The organism is Arthrobacter sp. 260 (assembly GCF_013116745.1).
Taxonomy (GTDB): Bacteria; Actinomycetota; Actinomycetes; order Actinomycetales; family Micrococcaceae; genus Arthrobacter_D.
In genome coordinates, this window is sequence record NZ_JABFOE010000005.1 from 74,429 (window position 1) to 95,216 (window position 20,788).

General features: G+C 59.7%; 21 protein-coding genes. 14 read left to right on the plus strand and 7 right to left on the minus strand.

All coding sequences use genetic code 11. From position 1 onward, the window contains the following. Positions 1-100 precede the first annotated feature (100 nt). Positions 101-1,000 (plus strand): TIGR01777 family oxidoreductase, encoded by a 900-nt coding sequence (locus tag HMI57_RS07470; protein WP_171585318.1) that lies wholly within the window; start codon positions 101-103, stop codon positions 998-1,000. On the opposite strand, the gene HMI57_RS07475 is transcribed toward HMI57_RS07470, so the two are convergent. Next, complete coding sequence (locus HMI57_RS07475; protein ID WP_171585319.1) at positions 997-2,706, minus strand: serine/threonine-protein kinase; 1,710 nt, start codon at positions 2,704-2,706, stop codon at positions 997-999. The two genes, HMI57_RS07470 and HMI57_RS07475, sit on opposite strands and share 4 nt — an antisense overlap. 111 nt (positions 2,707-2,817) lie before the next feature. On the opposite strand from HMI57_RS07475, the gene lipB reads away from it, so the two are divergent. The 4 genes from lipB to HMI57_RS07495 all read left to right on the plus strand — a co-directional run bounded on the left by lipB (position 2,818) and on the right by HMI57_RS07495 (position 5,759). Next, positions 2,818-3,534, plus strand: a complete 717-nt coding sequence (gene lipB / locus HMI57_RS07480) for a lipoyl(octanoyl) transferase LipB (RefSeq protein WP_171585320.1) — start codon at positions 2,818-2,820, stop codon at positions 3,532-3,534. A gap of 3 nt (positions 3,535-3,537) precedes the next feature. Further along, a complete protein-coding gene (gene lipA / locus HMI57_RS07485; RefSeq protein WP_171585321.1) occupies positions 3,538-4,542 on the plus strand; it encodes a lipoyl synthase in 1,005 nt (334 codons plus the stop codon). A gap of 92 nt (positions 4,543-4,634) precedes the next feature. Then, positions 4,635-5,387, plus strand: coding sequence for a DUF4191 domain-containing protein (locus tag HMI57_RS07490; protein ID WP_171585322.1), 753 nt, complete (start codon positions 4,635-4,637; stop codon positions 5,385-5,387). Between the two features lie 33 nt (positions 5,388-5,420). Then, entirely contained in the window at positions 5,421-5,759 is a 339-nt protein-coding gene (locus tag HMI57_RS07495; RefSeq protein ID WP_171585323.1) for a transcription initiation protein, read from the plus strand. Between the two features lie 41 nt (positions 5,760-5,800). Here the strand turns inward: HMI57_RS07495 and HMI57_RS07500 are convergent, their stop codons facing one another. Then, positions 5,801-6,238 carry an RDD family protein gene (locus tag HMI57_RS07500; RefSeq protein ID WP_171585324.1) on the minus strand — a complete coding sequence of 146 codons (438 nt, stop codon included), beginning with the start codon at positions 6,236-6,238 and terminating at the stop codon, positions 5,801-5,803. A 261-nt stretch (positions 6,239-6,499) separates the two neighbouring features. Between HMI57_RS07500 and glnA the strand changes: the two genes are divergently transcribed. Then, positions 6,500-7,924 (plus strand): type I glutamate--ammonia ligase, encoded by a 1,425-nt coding sequence (gene glnA / locus HMI57_RS07505; protein ID WP_171585325.1) that lies wholly within the window; start codon positions 6,500-6,502, stop codon positions 7,922-7,924. Positions 7,925-8,164: 240 nt separating this feature from the next. After that, entirely contained in the window at positions 8,165-9,913 is a 1,749-nt protein-coding gene (locus HMI57_RS07510; RefSeq protein WP_216607234.1) for an RNA-binding domain-containing protein, read from the plus strand. 41 nt (positions 9,914-9,954) lie between these two features. Here HMI57_RS07510 and HMI57_RS07515 read toward each other — a convergent pair whose 3' ends face one another. From HMI57_RS07515 to HMI57_RS07530, 4 genes are all read right to left on the minus strand, one after another. Then, entirely contained in the window at positions 9,955-10,371 is a 417-nt protein-coding gene (locus tag HMI57_RS07515) for a hypothetical protein (RefSeq protein ID WP_171585326.1), read from the minus strand. Between the two features lie 83 nt (positions 10,372-10,454). Continuing rightward, on the minus strand, positions 10,455-11,141 hold the full coding sequence (locus HMI57_RS07520) for a hypothetical protein (protein WP_171585327.1): 687 nt from the start codon (positions 11,139-11,141) through the stop codon (positions 10,455-10,457). A 10-nt stretch (positions 11,142-11,151) separates the two neighbouring features. Then, positions 11,152-12,228 carry a site-specific integrase gene (locus HMI57_RS07525; protein ID WP_171585328.1) on the minus strand — a complete coding sequence of 359 codons (1,077 nt, stop codon included), beginning with the start codon at positions 12,226-12,228 and terminating at the stop codon, positions 11,152-11,154. Beyond that, positions 12,215-12,967: a helix-turn-helix transcriptional regulator gene (locus HMI57_RS07530; protein WP_171585329.1), complete on the minus strand. Its 753-nt coding sequence runs from the start codon at positions 12,965-12,967 to the stop codon at positions 12,215-12,217. Before HMI57_RS07530 ends, HMI57_RS07525 begins: the two co-directional genes overlap by 14 nt. A gap of 131 nt (positions 12,968-13,098) precedes the next feature. Between HMI57_RS07530 and HMI57_RS07535 the strand changes: the two genes are divergently transcribed. The 7 genes from HMI57_RS07535 (at position 13,099) to HMI57_RS07565 (ending at position 17,685) form a co-directional block, all read left to right on the plus strand. Continuing rightward, positions 13,099-13,299, plus strand: coding sequence for a helix-turn-helix domain-containing protein (locus HMI57_RS07535; protein ID WP_171585330.1), 201 nt, complete (start codon positions 13,099-13,101; stop codon positions 13,297-13,299). A gap of 110 nt (positions 13,300-13,409) precedes the next feature. Continuing rightward, positions 13,410-13,889, plus strand: a complete 480-nt coding sequence (locus HMI57_RS07540; RefSeq protein ID WP_171585331.1) for a hypothetical protein — start codon at positions 13,410-13,412, stop codon at positions 13,887-13,889. Next, complete coding sequence (locus HMI57_RS07545) at positions 13,886-14,176, plus strand: hypothetical protein (RefSeq protein WP_171585332.1); 291 nt, start codon at positions 13,886-13,888, stop codon at positions 14,174-14,176. Before HMI57_RS07540 ends, HMI57_RS07545 begins: the two co-directional genes overlap by 4 nt. Further along, positions 14,173-14,586, plus strand: a complete 414-nt coding sequence (locus tag HMI57_RS07550; RefSeq protein ID WP_171585333.1) for a hypothetical protein — start codon at positions 14,173-14,175, stop codon at positions 14,584-14,586. The genes HMI57_RS07545 and HMI57_RS07550 overlap by 4 nt, the downstream gene beginning before the upstream one ends. After that, positions 14,579-15,682, plus strand: a complete 1,104-nt coding sequence (locus HMI57_RS07555) for a hypothetical protein (RefSeq protein ID WP_171585334.1) — start codon at positions 14,579-14,581, stop codon at positions 15,680-15,682. The genes HMI57_RS07550 and HMI57_RS07555 overlap by 8 nt, the downstream gene beginning before the upstream one ends. Beyond that, complete coding sequence (locus HMI57_RS07560) at positions 15,672-16,973, plus strand: DnaB-like helicase C-terminal domain-containing protein (RefSeq protein WP_171585335.1); 1,302 nt, start codon at positions 15,672-15,674, stop codon at positions 16,971-16,973. Before HMI57_RS07555 ends, HMI57_RS07560 begins: the two co-directional genes overlap by 11 nt. A 55-nt stretch (positions 16,974-17,028) precedes the next feature. After that, positions 17,029-17,685 carry a hypothetical protein gene (locus HMI57_RS07565; RefSeq protein ID WP_171585336.1) on the plus strand — a complete coding sequence of 219 codons (657 nt, stop codon included), beginning with the start codon at positions 17,029-17,031 and terminating at the stop codon, positions 17,683-17,685. A 1,671-nt stretch (positions 17,686-19,356) separates the two neighbouring features. Here the strand turns inward: HMI57_RS07565 and HMI57_RS07570 are convergent. After that, positions 19,357-20,718 (minus strand): Fic family protein, encoded by a 1,362-nt coding sequence (locus tag HMI57_RS07570; RefSeq protein ID WP_171585337.1) that lies wholly within the window; start codon positions 20,716-20,718, stop codon positions 19,357-19,359. Between the last annotated feature and the right edge of the window lie 70 nt (positions 20,719-20,788).

Sequence of the window (20,788 nt, forward strand, 5' to 3'; positions counted from 1 at the left end):
GGTACCCTGCGTCGGCCGACTGGACGCCTGCGGGAAATCCCCGGGACGCCACGGGCGCCACCTGTTCCTTTTGGACGGGGCTGGGTGGTGGGATAGGGGTATGAGAATTCTGATCTCCGGTGCGTCCGGAACCATTGGCAAGGCCTTCATGCAGCAACTGGCCCCAGGGCCCCATGTGGTGACGCGACTGGTCCGCCGGACGCCGTCCGGCCCGGATGAGATCAAGTGGGATCCCACGGCGGGCGGCCTGGACCCGGCGATCATGGACGCCACCGACGCCGTCGTGAACCTTTCAGGCGCCGGGATTGCCGGGGCGCCCTGGACACGCGGCTACAAGGAAACCCTCTACTCCTCACGCCTGACCGCCACCCGCACCCTGGTGGACAGTATGCAGCGGGCCGAATCACCGCCAGCGGTGTTCCTGAGCCAGTCGGCGTCGGGATACTACGGGGACCGCGGATCGGAGGTGCTGCCGGAATCCGCGGCGTCCGGCGACCTGCTGCTCTCCGACATCTGCCGGCGGTGGGAAGCCGAGGCGTTGCGGGCACCCGAATCCGTCCGCACCGTCCTGATGCGCACCGGTGTGGTGATGTCCACCAAGGGTGGCGCCCTGCCCAAGCTCCTGGTGCCGCTGCGGCTCTTTGTCGGCGGACCGTTGGGGTCCGGGAAGCAGTGGTGGCCATGGGTGACCCTCGACGATCAGGCCCGGGCGATGGCTTTCCTGCTGGAGGCCGAGGTCAGCGGCCCGGTCAATATAGCGTCGCCTTCCCCGGCGACCGTCGCTGAACTGACGGAGGCGCTGGGCGCCGCCCTGAACCGTCCCACCCGGTTTCGGGTGCCGGAATGGCTGCTGACCGCGGTGCTGGGACAGTTGGCGCGCGAGCTGCTCCTGCCCAGCGCACGACTCGATCCAACGGTGCTCCGGGATGCCGGATTCGAATTCCGCCAGGACTCGCTGGACGACCTTGTCCAGTGGGTCAGGGACTCCCGGCGCGCCTAGGGTTCCCGCACCTCCCGGATCAGCCACCGGTCAGCGATCCGCTGCAGGACGAAGACCAGCTGCTGGCTGACTTCCTGGGGGACCACCCGTTGCGTCCGGCCGCCGACGGTGGCCTCTGCATAGCCGGAGGTGGTGGCCGTCGCTGCGATCGCCACCGTTCCAGTGTTACCCGTTCCAGTGTTACCCGCGGCGGTGTCCTTGGCGTCGCCAGGAGGGATGTCGATTCGCTCCAGGTTGGCCAGGTCGCTGCTGAGCCCGGTCAACACGTGTCCGCGGGCAGCCAGCTCGACGACCACTTCCTCATCGGCGGCCAATGCCGCTGATTCAGGGACGAAGACGTGCCTCAGCAGGGCCGGATCGGCCGTTTCGAAGGCCCGCTCCCGGACCCGGGACAGGTGCGGCAGTACCTCCAGCGGATCAGTCCCCGCGAGGGCCTCGGGTAGGACATCGGGCGCCGTGTCGCTGGCATGCGCCGTTGGTTCTCCTGCCGGAGCTGGCCTCGGTGGGGCCGTTTTCGGTGACGGTATTGGTGGCGGTCCTGACGGAACTGTCCCACTCGGGAGGTTGACGGCTCCCGCTCTCCCTGCCTCCACGGGGTCGGGCGCACTGACCGATACGGCCCCAATCGCGACGACGACAATCGCGACGACACCCAGGGCGAGGGCAATGAACAACCCGGCCGCCACCCCGCGTACCCGGCGCTGGGATGGCGGGGCGGCCCGGCGTCGTGGACCTCCAGCGGGAGCTGCGGAGCGTGAGGTGGACCGTCTGGGAACAGGGGCGACGACCGAAGCCGGGCGTCGCCGCCGTCGTCGTTTCTTCTCCGGTTTTTCGTCCGGGTCGGGCCGCCGGGTCATGAGGCTTGGCGTGACGTCGGGGTGGACGGCCGCCACCAGGTCCAGCGGTGCTGCGGTCGCCGTTCGCTGCACGGCCCGCGCGAACTCGATCGCGGTGGGCCGGTCTTCCGGCTCTGACTCCAGCCCCCAGCTAATGAGCTCAACAAGCGCCTCGGGGGTGTCGGGCACCAGCAGTGACAGCGGCGGGCGTTGACTCGCCGGGCCGGGGATTCTCCCGGTCAGGGCAAACCAGCCCACAGCGGCGAGGGCAAACAGGTCCGCCTCGGTATTCAACCCGTCGTGGTCCCGCGGCGTTTCCTGAAACCCCGGGGTACCCGTCGCCACGTGGCTGCCTTCCCCGAGCAGGCGCGCGATTCCCAGGTCGGCGAGGAGGGGCTTGCCCAGCTCGGTGAAAAGGATGTTGCCGGGGGACACATCACCGTGCACGGCTCCCCCGTCATGCAGGTAGGCCAGTACCTGGGCCATCGGCGTCAGGACGGTCACCACCTCGCCCGGCGACAGCGGCCCCCGCACCGAGACAAGGTTCAGTAACGATCCGCCGGCCGCGTAGTCCATCCGAAGTGCGGTGCCCTGCGCGGTCTGGACCACCTCGTGGAGGGCAAGGAGGTGCTCGTGGGTAAACCGGGACAGCATCAGTTGCTCGCGGCGGACCACGTCCACGCCGCGGTCACCGCGACCGGCCGAATCCAGCACCTTGAGCGCGAAGCGCGCTCCTTGATCGTTGCAGACCAGCCAGACGGCTGCGCTGCCGCCCGTGCCCAGGAGACGTTCGCACCGGTAACCTGGCACGCTGGGTGGATTGGCGCCTGAATCGTTCAGGGGTTCCTCGCCGGTAGGTGTGCTGTCCATGCCCCTGTTGTACTGGATGACTCAAAAACCTGCAGAAGTTATCCACAGGCTTGCGGCGCCGCTCGACAGGGGCTGTGAACTTTGGTCCCCGCGCAGGTCTACCCTTAAGCCATGACACTTCAGTACTCGCGTATTGGGCTGGACCCGGAGTTTGTCGACTATGAGACCGGCTGGGACCTACAACGTGAACTCCACGCCGGCGTGGTGGCTGGCACGGCGCCGAGCACCGTGCTGCTGCTGGAACACAGCGCCGTGTATACGGCGGGGCGACGCACCGAGGACCATGAGCGGCCCTTCGACGGAACCCCAGTTGTCGCGGTGGACCGCGGTGGGAAACTCACCTGGCACGGTCCCGGCCAGCTGGTCGGCTATCCCATCCTTGCGCTCCCCGAGCCGACGCGGGTGGCTGGCTATGTCGCCATCCTCGAGGACGTGATCATCGCCGTACTGCGGGACTATGGGATCGCGGGGATCAGGATCGAGGGCCGGTCCGGAGTTTGGGTTGCGGCGGACGACCGCGGGCCGGACCGCAAGATCGCCGCCATCGGGATCCGCATCAACCGTCGGGTCACCATGCACGGGTTCGCTGTCAACTGCAGCAACGATCTGGCCCCGTTCGAGCAGATTGTCCCCTGCGGAATCAACGACGCCGGGGTGACAACGATCTCTGCGGAAACAGGCACATCGGTGACCCCGTCGGACATCGTTTCGCGGATTGAAGAGGAACTGCGCAAGAATGAACCATCACTGGTTGTCGAGGCGGCAGAGGTTTCCCGCCCGTCAAGCACAGTCAACCCTGCCGGTGCCCACCGGTCGGAAGGAGCATAACCCGTGAGTCTAGCCCCCGAAGGACGACGCCTTCTCCGAGTCGAGGCCCGCAACGCCGCGATCCCGGTGGAGCGCAAGCCCGACTGGATCAAAGCGAAGGTGAACATCGGCCCCGAGTTTGTGGCCATGAAGAACCTGGTGAAAAAGGAAGGCCTCCACACGGTGTGTGAGGAGGCCGGCTGTCCCAACATCTTCGAGTGCTGGGAAGACCGGGAGGCAACCTTCCTGATCGGCGGCTCCGAGTGCACCCGCCGCTGTGACTTCTGCCAGATCGACACCGGCAAACCCCAGCCGTTGGACCGGAGCGAACCTTTCAAGGTTGCCCAGTCGGTGAAGTCAATGAACCTCCGTTACGCCACGGTGACCGGCGTCGCCCGCGACGACCTCGCTGACGAGGGCGTCTGGCTCTACGCGGAAACCATCCGCCAGATCCACAGCATGAACCCCGGCACCGGCGTCGAGATCCTCATCCCTGACTTCTCCGGCAAACCGGAACACATCCAGGCGATCTGCGACGCCGCCCCCGAAGTCTTTGCGCACAACGTTGAGACGGTCCCCCGGATCTTCAAGCGCATCCGTCCCGCCTTCCGGTATGAGCGCTCGCTCGACGTGATCACCCAGGGCCGGGACCTCGGGATGGTCACCAAGTCCAACCTGATCCTGGGCATGGGCGAGACCCGGGAAGAAATCTCAGAGGCGATGCAGGACCTGCACGACGCCGGCTGCGACCTGATCACGATCAACCAGTACCTGCGACCAAGCGAACGCCACCTCCCCGTGGACCGCTGGGTGAAGCCTCAGGAGTTCGTCGAATTGCGCGAGGAGGCGGAGGAGATCGGTTTCCTCGGTGTCATGAGCGGGCCATTGGTCCGGTCCTCGTACCGTGCCGGCCGACTCTGGGCACGGGCCATGCGCAAGAAGGGACTCGAACTTCCTCCCGCGCTGGCCCACATCGAGGACTCCGGCTCGACGCTCCAGGAGGCGTCAAGCCTCGCCCCCACGGGCTAGCCCGCCGGGTCAGCCGTGCACCCCGGTCTGACGACCGGGGTGCTTTCGGCACGTCCACCCGCCATTTGAGGATCACGTAGAATTGAAGCACTATGGCCAACAGCATTGAATCAGACGGATCATCCACCCCCAAGCGGCGCCTTTTCTCCCGGAAGCCGAAGCCCCAGAAGGGGCCGAAGAAGACCGGGCGGATGAAGCAGATCTCCGAGGTCTTCAAGATGACCCGGCGGAACGACCCGAATGTCGTCTGGGTCATGCTGCTGGCGTTCCTCGCGATCGTCGCCGTCGGCCTGGTCATTGGTTTCCTCATCCAGAACTGGATCACGATGCTCATCATCGCGATCCCCCTGGGCTTCCTCGCGGCAGTGTTTATCCTGTCCCGGCGTGCCGAACGTGCTGCGTTCTCCCAGATAGAGGGCCAGCCGGGAGCCGCCGGGGCTGCCCTCAGCGTGCTGCGCCGTGGCTGGATCCTCCAGGATCAGCCGGTTGCCATGAACCCCCGCTCGCAGGACGCCGTGTTCCGCGCCATCGGCCGTCCCGGAATTGTCCTCGTCACCGAGGGTCCTTCAGCCCGGGTGAAGCCCCTGATCGACGCCGAGCGTCGCAAGATGGCAAGGATTGTGCCCAACGTCCAGATTCACGTCATCGAAGCCGGACGCGGCGAGGGCCAGCTTCCCCTGGCGAAGGTGGCCAAGAAGGCGCAGAAGCTCAAGAAGACCTTGACCAAGCAGGAAGTCCAGGCCGTCAACAAGCGCCTTACGGCCCTGGGTACCAAGCTCCCCATCCCCAAGGGTGTCGATCCCTTTAAGGCCCGCCCGGACCGCAAGGCCATGCGCGGACGCTAGACCCCCACTGTCGATTGGTGGCACCATCGGGGCATGACAAAATACCTCATCTCTTTCCCGAGCGAAGCCATGGTCGTCACCGACGAGGAGTTCCCCACCGTTGTCGCTGAGTCACATGCGGTAATCGAGGAAGCCAAGGCGGCCGGCGTGTATGTGTTTGGCGGCGGAATCAACGAGGACGTTGCGCCGGTCCTCGTTTCCGCTGACGGCTCAGTGAAGACCGATACCTACCCTGGCAGCGAGCTCAGGGGCGGGTTCACGGTGCTGGAACTGCCGACGCGCGATGACGCGGTCAAGTGGTCGCAAAAGATTGCAGCTGCCTGCAGGTGCTCGCAGGAGCTCCGGGAGTTCATGTACGACCCGGCCAGCTAGGTCCGGACAGGCTAGGTCCGGACAGGCTAGATCCGGACGGGCTAGATCCGGACGAGGACAGTCTGGACAGCGCGGTCGTGCACGCCGCGTTGATCCCGGTCCACAATGAGCGCTGGGACCACCAGGCAAATCAAAAGGGTTCGTATTGCGGCCTTGGCGAACCCCGCCGGACGACCGCTGAGCGTCTGCACCTGCATCCCCATCATCCGGTGGCCGATGCTGTAGCCGAAGAAGCCGACCAGCAGGATCTGGGTCACCGCGAATACGCCCAGCGTCGCGAAGCTGTTGTAGTCGAAGAACAGGTAAGAAATCAGCGAGCTGAGGGCCCAGTCGAGCAGCAAAGCGCCGACACGTCGGGCTGGCCGGGCAATCGATGCTGGCCCTTCCTTTGGCCGGCCCATCCCCTGCCCCGGCCAATAGTTGGTGTGGTTCGACGGCGAACCGCCGAGCCATGAGCCAATGTCATTTCTATCTACCACCGTCCAATCTTAACGCCTCGGCATGTCCCGGATTCCCGGCGTCGTCGTCGCACCCGGGTGCCCTTTCCGACCCGCGAGCGTAAATCAGGCTAGGCTAAAAGAGCCTTAGTCACCCGACCATCCTTAAGTAACGTGCCGGAAACAATTGCGACACCAGTGGGAAACTGCAATCTCCTACAGTTGTAACTATTGCGGCGGAGCGCTCAATGCTACTGATCTGCGCCCGGTCGTTATCCCCCACATGCGTTAGGAGCATAAACGATGTTCAAGAATGCGGACGAAGTCCTCAAGTTCATCGCTGACGAAGACGTAAAGTTTGTCGACGTCCGATTCACCGACCTTCCCGGAGTGCAGCAGCACTTCAACGTTCCCGCTAAGTCAGTCGATGCAGACTTCTTTGTGAACGGGCAGCTGTTTGACGGATCATCGATCCGCGGCTTCCAGGGAATCGCCGAGTCGGACATGCAGCTGATTCCGGACGTCACCACTGCGTTCATTGACCCCTTCCGCATTGAGAAGACGCTCGCACTGAGCTTCTCGATTGTTAACCCTCGGACCGGCGATCCCTACCACCGTGACCCACGGGGTGTGGCAGAGCGCGCCGAGGCTTACCTCAGCTCAACCGGCATCGCTGACACCGCGTTCTTCGCCCCTGAAGCCGAGTTCTACATCTTTGACAACGTGCAGTACGAATCCCTCCCCCAGGGCAGCTTCTACAAGGTTGACTCAGTCGAGGCACCCTGGAACAGCGGTCGCGAGGAAGAGGGCGGAAACCTTGGCAACAAGACTCCGTTCAAGGGTGGCTACTTCCCCGTGTCCCCCGTCGACAAGCAGGCCGACCTCCGCGACGCCATCTGCGTCGAACTGGACAATGCCGGCCTTGAGGTCGAGCGGTCGCACCACGAGGTAGGTGGCGCGGGCCAGGCGGAGATCAACTACAAGTTCACCACCATGACTCACGCAGCTGACGACCTGCAGAAGTTCAAGTACATCGTCAAGAACGTTTCCGACGCGTGGGGCAAGTCGGCAACGTTCATGCCCAAGCCGGTCTTCGGTGACAACGGTTCGGGGATGCACTGCCACCAGTCGCTGTGGAGCGCTGGCGAGCCACTGTTCTATGACGAGCGCGGCTACGCAGGACTGTCCGACATGGCCCGCTGGTACATCGGCGGCCTCCTCAAGCACGCCTCTGCTGTGCTGGCATTCACCAACCCGACGGTTAACTCCTACCGCCGCCTGGTCAAGGGCTTCGAAGCTCCGGTCAACATGGTCTACTCGCAGGGCAACCGCTCGGCCGGTATCCGCATCCCGATCACCGGTTCCAACCCGAAGGCCAAGCGCATCGAGTTCCGCGCGCCGGACCCCTCGTCCAACCCGTACCTGGCCTTCGCAGCACAGCTGATGGCCGGCCTTGACGGCATCAAGAACCGGATCGAGCCAGCTGACCCGATCGATAAGGATCTCTACGAGCTCCCCGCCGAGGAAGCCAAGGACATCCAGAAGGCTCCAGGCTCGTTGGAGGAAGCTCTGCTCGCCCTCGAGGCGGACAACGAGTTCCTGCAGGCCGGTGGCGTCTTCACCCAGGACCTGATCGACACCTGGATCGAGTACAAGCGTGAATTCGAGATCATCCCGCTGTCGCTGCGCCCGAACCCTTACGAGTTCGAGCTCTACTACGGCGTCTAGCTAAAACAAAGGGCTGTAGCGGGTTTAGTCCGCAGGCAGTCCGCAAGAGTTCGAAACGGCATAAAAGATTGGAGCCCTTCACCTCGGTGGGGGGCTCCAATCTGTGATGTCTTCCCCGGCATACTCCGGCGCCCACACCCCAGGGCTACCAGGGCTCCCGTGCTCAAGATTCATGAAACATCCTTTGAGGGTTCTTTGAGTGGTATGACAGAATGTTAGTAACCTCAAAGGAGTATCAAAGTGGACCTTGATTCCGCCCTTCATCTCATTCTGACGTCAAAAACATCCGCGGCGAAAATCGAGTCGTCGTCCCTTGAATTCAAGCAAGAGAAAAGGGAGAAAAAGGAAACTTTCCAAGACATAGCTGAAGCGTCAGTCTGCTTCGCGAATGGCGCGGGTGGGAAGATCATTCTCGGTGTCAGCGATCGAGGTACCGGTTCGGATGCGTTCCTAGGAACGGATATCGAAGCCGACGTCATGAAGGAGCGAATCTACGCGCTTACCCAGCCCTCACTTTTGGTGACTCTGGAGGAAATGACCACTGCAGACGTCCGCTTACTGATTATCGACGTACCTGCGGGCCTAGATGTCTACCAAACCCACAAGACTGCGCCTACTCGTCGCCTCGGCGACCAGTGTCTCGTTCTGCTACCTGCGGAGGTGGGACGACTCAACGACGAGCGACGAGGCGCTGACTGGTCAGCGGATGCATCCGGGCGGCCATTAGAAGATATTTTGCCCTTAGCCCTTGTGCGGCTGAGGGGGTTGCTGAGCCAAACCACATCGCCCGGACTCAGAAGTCTCGCTGAGGCCGGTGTAGACGAGATGCTGACTTCCCTCAGATTTATCCACCAGGATGGAACGCTCACTCGTGCGGCTGAGATAATGCTCTGCGGATCGACACAAGGCTTACCTGACACTCTCGTTGTTTATCAACATCGCAGCACGACCGGTGGAGAGGCTGATTTTGTCCGGCGGTGGGGCGCTCCGCTCGTACAAGCCTTTCCAGAAATAATGGACGTCATAGCCAATCGCATCGGGATTACACCGGTCACAACCGGTTCGGGCCAGCAGATCCAGATTGAGGACTATCCCCTGGCTGCCATCCGAGAGGCACTAGCAAACGCGCTCATGCATGGAGATCATAGGGAATCACGCCCCGTTTCCATCGAGCACTCCCCCGAACTGTTGACTGTACGTTCACCGGGACCGCTCGTGACTGGTGTTCTTCCCACCAATATTCTCACTCATCCGTCTAAGCCCCGTTTCAGGCACTTAGCGGATGTTTTCAGGAACATTGGTCTAGCCGAACAGCTCGGACAAGGCGTCGACCGAATGTTTAGAGAGATGATCAGGAGCGGTCGAGCTGTTCCGTCTGTCGAAGAGGTAAGTGAGGGACAGGACACCTTGATCACTTTCACTGGTGGCCCGCCAAACTCACGAGTTGCTCGATTCTTGGCAACGTTACCCCTTGCCGAGCAGAACGATACTGACACGCTTCTCGTTACGACCGTGCTCTGTGAAAAGAGGACCATTACAGCTTCCTCAATCAGTAATGTCCTCCAGCGAAGTGTCGAGGCCACTGAGTCGATCTTGCGTCGCTTGGCAACCGGCGAAGCTCATCTTCTGGAACCGACAGCTGGCACATCATCTAGGCGACACCCTAGTTATCGCCTCCAACGAACCGCACTCGTCGCGCTCGGACCCGCGCTTCGGTATCAGAAGCGCTCAGTGAATGAGAGCGACGCAAAGATAGTGGAGCATGTAAAGGACTACGGTCAGATAAATAGCAGAACGGTGCAACGACTATTCGATCTGGACGTCTTTCAGGCGCGGGACCTGCTCCGGGATCTTCTCGGACGGGAACTTCTGATTCGTATATCTGAGCAATCAAGGGGTACCGCGGTTCGCTATGGTCCTGGTCCTAAGTTCCCACTGAAGAAGGCTAGGCCGAAACCCGGACCCGCGCCTGACGAGACATTGTTTTGACGATCTCAGTTCTGTCCGATCGGAATCCGCCTTCTAATTATCTAGATGCTGACTTTGCCCATGTCGCTCCACAGGGAATCAAGTTCACTTGCATCTTCCACTACCACCCCCGCTGGAACGATTGCTATCTCAGCCTTCACCTCAGTTGTGCCGTGTTGCAGAGGCTCGAATGAAAGTGAATAGAAGCTCATAAGATCATTTTCCGCGGTTGCGCTGGGGCCGACGATGCCTGCATATTTTTGACCTTCATCACCAAGTAGCCTGAATCGTGGATGTCCACCACCCAATCCTTTGGCCGGAAACGCGACATGAATTCTTGTGCGCACGTTCCAGACTTCAAGGCTGATGAAGTAGCCTCGGTGGCGAAGCTGCCCGTCTTCCAAAATGAACTGAGGGTTCTCAGGAGTGAGTACTTTTCTAAGCTCAACGAGAGCAGGGAAATCGTCGAATTCATCCATCAGTCGAAGCTAACATCTATGACTGTGCGATGAAAGGATTCCACAGGCTTTTCGGACGATGAAGACGCCCTACTGATGGAAACTTACGGTTGAGGATGGAAACTTACGGTTGAGCCGCGGTGACCTTCCAGGGTCCTGCCGGTCAAATGCCTAGATACATCTTCCTGGGCCAACCTTGGGGTGTGCTTGAGGACGGACCCGGCCGCTGATCCTCCGATCCCGTCATACATGGACACACGCGCCAGCGAAACTCCGGGCTTGAATAGTGCAACCGCATCTTTGATGGCGTCGTAGAAAGCTCGCTGTTTCCACCTTGAGGAACCGAGGGTGCCCAAAACGCCGGGTGGGTCAGAGGGACCAAACATGCGCTCGGTCGAGTTGCTTGACCAATATTTGCCATAGCTTGCTTTGGTGATGCACGCTGACTCCCAAGCCGAAGACATCTCGCGATACTGTTCCGCCCAGGGCAACCGATCGCTCCATGACAGTTCTAGAGTGGCGAGTCGATACCTGTTGAAGTGGGCTTCCTCGTCGTATTCGATGTGAAGTCCGGTAGAGCTGACGAAGTCCCATTGGCCTGTTGTGAAACTTGTTGGAACTGTTCGGCCGGTCAGCTTGCTGTGGAGCTGGAATAGCTCCTCTTGAGCGAACGCCGGAAGGTCTGTTGTTGTTGCCCTGCCCCACCCAGCCCTTTTTCGCTGGGGGATATCAAGCAGAACAAACCCCAGCTGATTAAGGCACTCAGTGAAGTTGGCTGCTTGATTACCCATTTTCGGCTCCTTATTTCGAAGCTGATCCATGCATTCCGGTGGAGGTGCGCTCGATGAGAATAGCGGAGACTGCGGCTCGCGAGGAGTCGTCCTTGTCTGGCCAGATATGCCCATACGTATCGAGCGTGGTTTTTGCGGACGAGTGCCGAAGTCGTGTTTGAACGACCTTCACATCGAGCCCAGAGGCTATGAGTAGCGAAGCAAAGTAGTGCCGGAGGTCGTGGAACCGGAAACCGTCGGGTAGACCTTCTACCTGGACTCGTGCACGCCGGAACTGCGTCTCAATCGTGTAGGGCGCCACGGAGCGGCCCCACTCCCCCGTGACGATCGTTTCCGAACCCCACTTGGTCGGGTTGTGGTTGAGCTGCAGCGCGAGCTCCCGCGGGATCGGGATGGGCGTCTTGGACATCTCAGTCTTGAGTGGCTCGGCCGGATACTGAATTGTCGGATTGACGAAACCTCGCATGAAGTCGACGTCCTGGACCCGGAGCGCCGCTACTTCCGCGACCCTCAGCCCTGCGAAGGCGGCCAAGAGGATTGCCGGCCGCATACTCTCTGGCATTAGGTCATGAAGCGCCCACACTTGCCCGGTGGTTGCGACGTAAGGTCGCTGCTTGCCGGCGCCGGGAGACGTCCTGCGGCTCACGGGTGACTTAGGGATTAGCCCGTCATGCACTGCATCCGCAAAGAGGTGGGACAGGCGGGCGTGCAGCGCGTACACGGTCGAGTCGGCGTAACCCTCTGCCTTCAGCTTCGCGGTCCAGGACCGCACCTCCGACGGTCGCACTGACGCCAGCTCCTTCGTCCCGAACTCGGCCTCGATGTGCTTGAGGTGGGACCGGGCCTGCTTCACTGTCGACGGACGCTTGTTCTCGTAACCCTTCATCCAGGAGACGCACCATTGCGACACTGTCGTCTTCGCGGTCTTGGGGTCCACATAGGTGCCAGTAACGACCGATGTCGTTACCTCATCGAGCCATCGTTGACCGTTCAGCTTCCGGGCAAAGTGTCGCGAGTGCTCCTTGCCGGCGGCGTCCCTGTATCGGGCACGCCAGCGCCCGTCAGCCCTCTTCTTAATGCTCGCCATCAGTTTCCATCGCTCTCCGGGGCAAGGACTCACGGACATAAGATCGGGCACGTTGGATTTCTACATCCGAGCTGAGTCCCACGATTGGAAGTTCTGCATCCTGCGCCTTGCTCCAGTCCTTCTCAAAGGCCAGGAGAGCCTCGGGCAACGGCAGAGATTCCAATTTCCCACCCGATCTGACGAACTCTGCCCTCACCTCCATAAGATCCCATATCGCCTCCCGAAGGAGCACTCCGGAGATCACTGGGCCAGCGAATTCCCTGTCCAGCTTCGCCGCATCAAAGTTGGGGAAGACATGTTGAAGAGCATTTTGCCAGACGACCGTTCGTAGGAATCGGTTGTAGTTCCTAAGAGAGTCAAAGGGACCGTCTGACTGATTGCCCGTTAGCCAGTCATAAGCATCGACTAAGGGCATAGGTAACTCGGCGGACGGACTCATACTCAATTCAGACGCGTAAGGCATCCCCAGGAGCAGATAGGCAGGGGGAACTTGCAGTGCCGACGCGAAGGCGTACACCTCCCCAACGCTGAACGAGGTTCGCTTTCGGCCCGACAAAATGCCATTGAGGGTTGCGACGCCAACGGGCCACCCAAACTCATCCAAACGGACCACAAGATCCCGGATAGTGAGGCCCTGGTCGTCCCTTAGAGCATTGACGCTGTCGACGATGAGATTGGCATGGGCGGCCTCCCAGCCCCTCCACCGTTCCTTGCTCTGCCCAGCACTACTGTTTGTCATTATCTGATTATTGCATATGGGTCGAGTTGTCGCCTGTTGACATGCGTAGGCCATTCCGGGTACCGTCGTCCTGTCAGCAAAACAAGACAACTTTTCTATAGTTTATTATCAAGATTTGATAAGGAGTACTCATGGGGTCAACCCCGAATTCTCACCTGCTAACCCTCGACGAGGCAGCGGCCTTCCTTCGAAAGTCACCCGCCCAACTTCGATGGATGCGGCACCGGTCTGAAGGACCAAAGTCCGCAAAACTCCAAGGACGCGTTATGTACCGCGAGCAGGATTTAGTTGCCTGGGTCGACGCCGCATTCGAAGCGGAAGAAGCCAGATAGTGAATGCCGCATCTGGACCCACCTCTACACACAAAAACGGCCTGGACACTCCCGCCAAGAAGTCAGTCCAGACCGTCATCAGCAACGCCCTCCAGAGAGAAGGAATCGCAATGTTTGAAGCCTACTACACGTCTACGATTTGTCGGGGTATTAGCGCGAATCACGACCATAGCTACCCAACCGACGCCGTTCGGATCGAGGATTCAATATACGTCTCGCTTTCTCCTCGCGCCGTAAGAACGGCCCAGTCGTACGACGGTAAATTGGTGCGCTACTTCGCCACAATCAACCATTGGCCAGCGACCGGCCGCATGCTGGTTACCATCTATGCCGGTGCTACATCCGCCGAGATCGACTCAGCGCTATGCACAGCCGAAGCCCCACGCCAAGATCCCCGCACTTGGTTCAACCATCCATGCGAGCCGGAACGACTCCGCATTAGCCTGTGCCGCTACGTGGACGATCACTATGTCAGCGAGGTCGCCGAAGCGGTCTTCGCGGACCTCGGGAACATCGACCAGGATCACCAGCTTCAAGTGGAGCACCTCCCGCTGTCCATCAACGCCGATGCGACGGAGGCCGCAAAATGACGGACCACACGAAGACCGCACCCCAGGCCAGCAAGAAAGAGAACAGGTTGGACCCCGCCCATATTTTCTTGGGCGAAGGCACCTATCCCCCGATCTACGGCTCCAAAGTCCCGACCCGCTGCGGAAAGTTGCTGGAGCCTCGAAGCCGTCCGGGCGACAAGGAGTTCCCGACAACACCATTCGCCAAAGACGAACTATGTGACACCTGCACGCTGATGTCTTCCATCGGTGCAGTGATCCCTCCAGAGGGACTCGCAATTGAATCGCGCAAAGAGGAGACCAAATGACCCGCGACGAATTGAATGGCGTGCTGGCCAAGCTCGGCCTTCTCGAAGGACGTAGCTTCACCACAGCTCAAGGAGACGCTTGGTACGAGATCCTCGGGGCACGGAAGGCAGATGACGCACACACGGCCGTTCTCCAATTCCACTCCAAACCATTCAAGCGTGTGGCGTACCCAGGGGACATCAACGGGATCGTGGAGGACATCGAGCGGTCACGGCTCGCCTTAATCGGCTCTCTGGAGCCGAATCTCGCAGACCTGGAGTCCACTGGTAACCGAAGGCCGCTCAACAAGGAGCTTTACAGGGTCGTTCGGCAGGGAGAGCTCAGCCCTGCAGGATACCGGGAGTACCAGCGCTCACGGATGACCCTCAAGGCCTTCATGGCAGGACAGGCGGTTCTAACCAGTGCCTAGGGAACGAGCGAACCTGAGGGTGGACATGCTCGCGGATGACGACTTCCGCGGGCTGTCCGTCCCAGCCCAACACCTATACATGATCCTCATGATCCACCCGACACTGTCCTACGCCGGCGTCGCAGATTGGCGGAAAGGGCGGATCGCAGGCATGAGTTCCGGTGCCACCTCCGAGTCCGTCAACGCAGCAGCACGGGAGCTGCAGACGGAACACTTCATCTACGTCGACGAGGAATCCGAGGAAGTCTTCGTTCGGTCCTTCGTGAGGCACGACGGGCTCCTCAAGCAGCACCGGCTGCCGATCTCCATGGCGAACGACTACGCGGCAATCTCGTCGCCCAAGATCCGAACCTACTTCGTGCACGAGTTGAAACGACTGCACGAGGAGATCCCGAATGAAAAATGCTGGGAGAACGACCGTGTCAGGAAGCTTCTGCAGGCACCTTCGAAAGACATGAAAACGGCTACCCATGCCGACGGTTATGCCAAAGGTTATGGCAAAGCCTATGCCGAGGGTTATGCCACCACCTTTGCCGAATCGTCGGGCGACGCTACTAGATGCCCTACTACTACAGCTACTACTACAGCTACATCTTCTAAAGAAGATAAAACCTTCTCGTCGGAAATCGCTGAAGCGATTCCACGACCAGACGTTGAACAGCTTCTCGATCTCCTCGAAAACCTCATCTTCGAAAACGGCTTCAAGAAGCCATCAAGGAACAAGGCGAACACCTCAGCGGCTCGCCTCCTCATCGACCGGGACGGGTACACCGTTCCGCAGATCGAGTGGATGATCCGATGGGCGACCAACGACGAGTTCTGGCGGAAGAACATCCTGTCCATGTCAAAGCTGCGGGACAAGTTCCCCCAACTGCTGGCGAAGGCGGACGTGAACCGTTCGAAACCGCAGGCAGGCTTCAACGGCGAGATAGACGTGGATGCCGTGCTGGGTCTCGACACCTGGGTGCTCGGTGACCCTCCGTCTGGGCTCTCCATCCCGGAGGAAGCTGCCTGGAAGAAAGCCCAAGTAGATACCCACCGGAAGGATCGGCTCAACTTGGCCCGGAAGCGTCTGGAGGGAACCAATGCAGCCTAGGCATGATTTGGATGCGGAGATGATCGTCCTCGGTTCGGCAATGCTGGACAGCCGGGTCATCGACGATTGCGTGATCGACTCGGAGGACTTCTACCGGCCAGCCCACGAGCAGCTCTGGACTTTGATCCTGACGGAACACCGGGCCGGCAACCCAATCAATCCGGTGACATTGGCCCAGAAGCTCGTCGGGTCACCAATCACAGGTTTGACGGACAGCTACCTGCACGACTGCCTAGCCGCTCCCACCTCAGCGTTCCAGGCACCGCACTACGCCTCAATGGTGCGATCCATGGCACGCCTGAGGAGGATCGCGGACGTCGGGACCGCGCTGGTGCAAAGCTCAAGCGAGGCTGACTGGGCGACCGTGGATGAGGTTCTGGAAGCCAACAGGGCGCGACTCGACGGCGTGGTCCAGATGGAGGGCACACAGGCGAGGGTACGAACCTTTGCTGATGCCCTGAAGCTGGCCGTCGACCGGTGGGACAAACCGAAGCCACGTGCCTTCCGTACCGGTTGGCCCGAGCTTGACGACATGCTCAACGGCGGTTGGAGGCCAGGTCAGCTGACCGTCATGGGTGCACGCCCAGCGGTCGGTAAATCTTTAGTCGCTGGGTGCGCTGCGGTTGCTGCAGCCGAGTATGGGTGCGGGTTCTTCTCACTCGAAATGAGCGAAGAAGACATGGTCGACAGGCTGGTCTCCCACGCTACCGAGGTCAACCTGGCCGCAATCAGCAACCACAAGCTCAAGGACGACGACTGGTCCAGGATCAGTGACCTGGTTCAGAAGTCGGCGAACTGGCCGCTCTACGTCGAAGAGGCTTCACAGTTCTCGATGGCGCAGATCCGGTCGAAAGTCCGAACCTGGACTCGACGCGGGCCGGTACCTCTAATCGTTATCGACTACCTGCAGCTTGTAACGCCGGCCAGTCGATCTGATCAGCGAGAGCGGCAGGTCTCTCGCATTGCCGAAGACTGCAAGCACTTGGCGAAGGAATTCAACACACATGTGCTCGCCCTCGCCCAGGTCAACCGCGGATCCACTCAACGCGAGATCAAAACACCCACAATGAGTGATCTCAGGGAGTCCGGCGGGATCGAAGCCCACGCCGACAACATCATCCTTCTGCACAGGGAAGGCACCGCAGAGGACTCCATCATTGAGCTCATCATCGCGAAGAATCGACACGGCAAAACCGGGAACCTGCAACTCAATTGGAGGCCCCACGTTGCCTCCGTAAGCGGCAACCACCGCAACCCTTACGAGCGCTACGAACTGGACCAAACCGCGTGACCTACCCGCAGGCCCAAAAATCACACCTAACACCCATCGAACTGGTTGGAGCGAAATGACCGCCACCGAACAACTTCTCAACGACCACATCCACCGCCTCACCCGCGAACACCGAGTCACCTACACCGACCCAGAAACCGGCAACTCGTCGTACCCCACAGAAATGTCGCTATTCGACCAGCTGCGGCTTGAACAAGCATCAGGCCGGCGTAGCACCGGAGGCAGCGGATCAGGGTCGCGCTCCCCCATCGCAATCCAGGCAATGATCCTCTGGAACGAGATTCGGGAAGCTCTCAACACCAGGCACATCCAACACACCGCGGCCGACGAGCCTGAGGTCAGTCACGAATCAAAGCTCCAGAAGTGGGGCGTACGAGCGCTCGCCGACCCGACCGGTGTAGCACAAGAGAACTGCCTCCGCACCACAGTCGGTTGGGTCAACGCCATCAGCAACCTCATCAATCCCGTCCGCAAGATCGAGATCGTTGGAACATGCCCCGTCGAAGGCTGCCACGCCACACACGCCTGGACATGGAACGAAGACGAATGGATCCGCAACACCGCCATCACCGCGGCCGGACTCCAAGTCCAATGTGGAGCATGCGGAACCACTTGGGCTGGCGCCGATCTGCACTCCCTCCCAGCTCTTATGGAAGCGGCCGAAGAATTCGTCCTAGAACTGTCAGTGGCGAATGAGTTGGTGAACCCATGAAGAACCCCGGACTGCACCTCGCAGCACTCAGATCCTTCACCAAAAGGAAAGAACCGGCCTGTAAGGGATGGCAAGTGACCCTCCCTGAAAAGATCAGCATCGTCCACTGCTTCCGCCGAGACTCGCGTATACGGCACATCGAAGCTCCACTCTTCCTCGAAGAACCGGACGACTACCGACACGCGCTCTGTGGCGCCCAAGTAAAACTCATACTGCCAACAGCATTCGCTAACGCCGGCGACGATGAGTGCCCTCGCTGCGCAGAACAGCTCAGTCTGGACCAGTCCAACGGGCTTCGCCACCCGACACCTTGGGATGGCGTTCCATGGTGGACAGGAGCTGAAGGGCCACGGCCAAGATGACACGCTTGTAAGTCGCGGCCGGGTGGGTTAATCTTGAGGCACAGAGCATAAGTGTCTCTACGACATGATGAAGGCCGCCATTGGTTCTAATGGCGGCCTTCAGTTTGTAGACACCCTATGTTCTAATTTTCGACCCAAATGGAGCTATCCCGAGCGGCTAGGCGTTGGATCGAAGCTATTAGTTCCCTTTCCTTCGAACTACGCTGGTCGACGCTCGAAGATTGAGCCCCAGACAACACCCTTGCCATTTGCCTTTTTTGCTTTCTTGACAAGTTGTTAGAAGCTTTTTTGATCGCTGCGATCACTTCTTGTTCCTCGTCTCGTATGCTTCTTCTCATCGCATTCGCAGCTTCCTGCGCAGATGCCTCTGCTCGAAACTTGCGACCTTCCGCAAGATCCCTCACTGCATGCGAAACCTGCCTAAGAACATAAGCTACAGCGGCAACGCCGGCCGATGCGGTCATAGCAGCCGATTGGATTACCTGCAGATCCATCTCATAGGGACTCCCATAGCGAGACCGGATAACCTGAAATCTTGACAGGATTCTGTGATTCGATGAGTAGCTAGGGTCATCCGATTCGAGGAACAGTCCGAGAGCTAGAATATTTGTCACATCGCGAGTCAATCGCTCGTGGGCAACGATGCTGATCCGAGGCCGCATTTCGATTCTCACAAATATGAATGTCGAGCTCAGATCCACTTCCGCAGAGACCGTCGTAGTCGTCATTCACGAATATTACCCTCCACACTTCCGTTTAGGCACCTGCTTCAATAAGAGCACCAGCAATGTTGGTCGTCTGAGCGACATGGCGGCGGACACGTTCCCTCCTCACTGGCGAGCGAAGAGCATAACTGAGGGTTCACCCAGAGGGCGGGGGGCGATCCACGATGCGATCCAGGATCACGTGGCCCGATTAGGGCACAGCGGCCTACTCGTCGATGTGGTCATTGGGTAAACGACAATGGCCGACGATGACGGCTTCATAAACTCGTGCTCCACACCTGCAGCTTCCACACCACACAGCTCATTTGGACTAGCGAAACTCACCGTCGAACAGCTCACCGATGACATCCTCGGGCGGAACCAAGACTGACTTTGATTGTTCCAATTCTTCGATAGACGGCTACTAGACTTGCGCCGCCCAACACTATGGCACGGCGTTCCATAGTGGACAGGAGCCGAAGGGCCACGGCCAAGATGACACGCTTGTAAGTGCCCGCCAAGCGCATTAACCCGAAGGCACAGAGCATAAGTGTCTCCAAGACACGACGGTTGGCCGCCACTCTCCGAATGGTGGCCAACCGTTTTTATTTGGAATCCTGAAGCTTTTGGTGAAATTGCCCTAACGCTCGGCTCAACTCCCCTTCCACCCAGTTAGTGAGCTTCCTCATCAACACCTCCGTGGCTTGAGGGGTCAATTCGCGCATCCAAACATCCAAACCGTCGTTTGCGCTAGAGGCGACAATGAGTTCAGCCCGCCCGTCATCAGCTGTAGAGATTCCAATATTTATCTTGACCAAAACCCTCGCTGCCTTGGGCCACGTACTGGCTATCCTCAGGTAGAGTGCGCCGTCCTTACCAATTACTTCGTACCCTGTTGGCACGTGATGCGGGCCCGTAAGCAAGCTAGCGTATGCGGAGCTTTCGATAGCCCTCGGAAGATCTAAGGTGGCGAGCTGACTAGTCAGTTCATTCACCGTCATATCCCTCAGCCGAACTGCGGCCGCACGGATTTCCTCGCTCCCCGAGCTACTTGCAAAAAGTTCCCGCAGATCATCCATGATGGTTTGCGTTTCGCCCGAATAATGCAACGACGATCGGATCAATCCGATAGTGTCGACAACCCTCTCCCCTATAAAGCTCACGAATGGCTTAGAATTTCCTCGGTCCGCGGCTTCAAGCGCATCAAAGTAGGGGTTGCGCTGATCCGCAAAAATCACAAGGGGAATGCCTGGATTGCGATAGAGATAAATACTGGCGAGGGCGCGAGCCACTCGTCCATTGCCGTCTGCGAATGGGTGGATGCAAACATAGGCATAGTGAGCGTATGCGGCCTGAACGATCGGATGTGCAGCGATAAACTTCTCTGATCGCAGTTCATCGACAAGCCTCTGCATCTCGGGTGCAGTGTCAGCGACGGGAGCGTAGGCGTGCACGTGACCACCCTCCAAAGTGGGACTGTTAGGCATCGTCTTATATTTCCCCTTTGGCAGGTCATGCTTCTGCGGTCCAACCGCGGTGTAGACGGTGTAGGTGTCCTGACTGGCGCAGACCAGCGCATGCAGTTCCCTGATGAAGACCTCCGTCACGATGACAGATTGTGTCGCGGCATCTAGAACAAATTCATAGGCATTCAACGCATCCTCGAAAGCCCTCCGAACATGATCTCCGCGGGAGGCCATGGCAACCTCCCAACTGGCGGATTGCGTGGCTATCGTTCTGGTGAAGCCGCGATCGACGGAGTACAAACCCTCAATGGCGCCCGTATCGATCGCAGCAGACCGCGTGGCAGCCAATACAGCGGATTCGAGCGTCGATGCGCTGGCCCCATCTTTAGCGTGTTGGAGCAGGTCGCGGTATCGGTCGAATGCTTCGGACCTAAATTCACCGGGATACCACTCGCTGTAAGTCGGGATTGGTCGGTAAACGGCGCCATTCTGATCTGTCATAAGTCGAACCCTACCCGCATACATGCCGGCGAACAGGTCTGTCGCATTGGATATTAGCGGATGCCTCGCC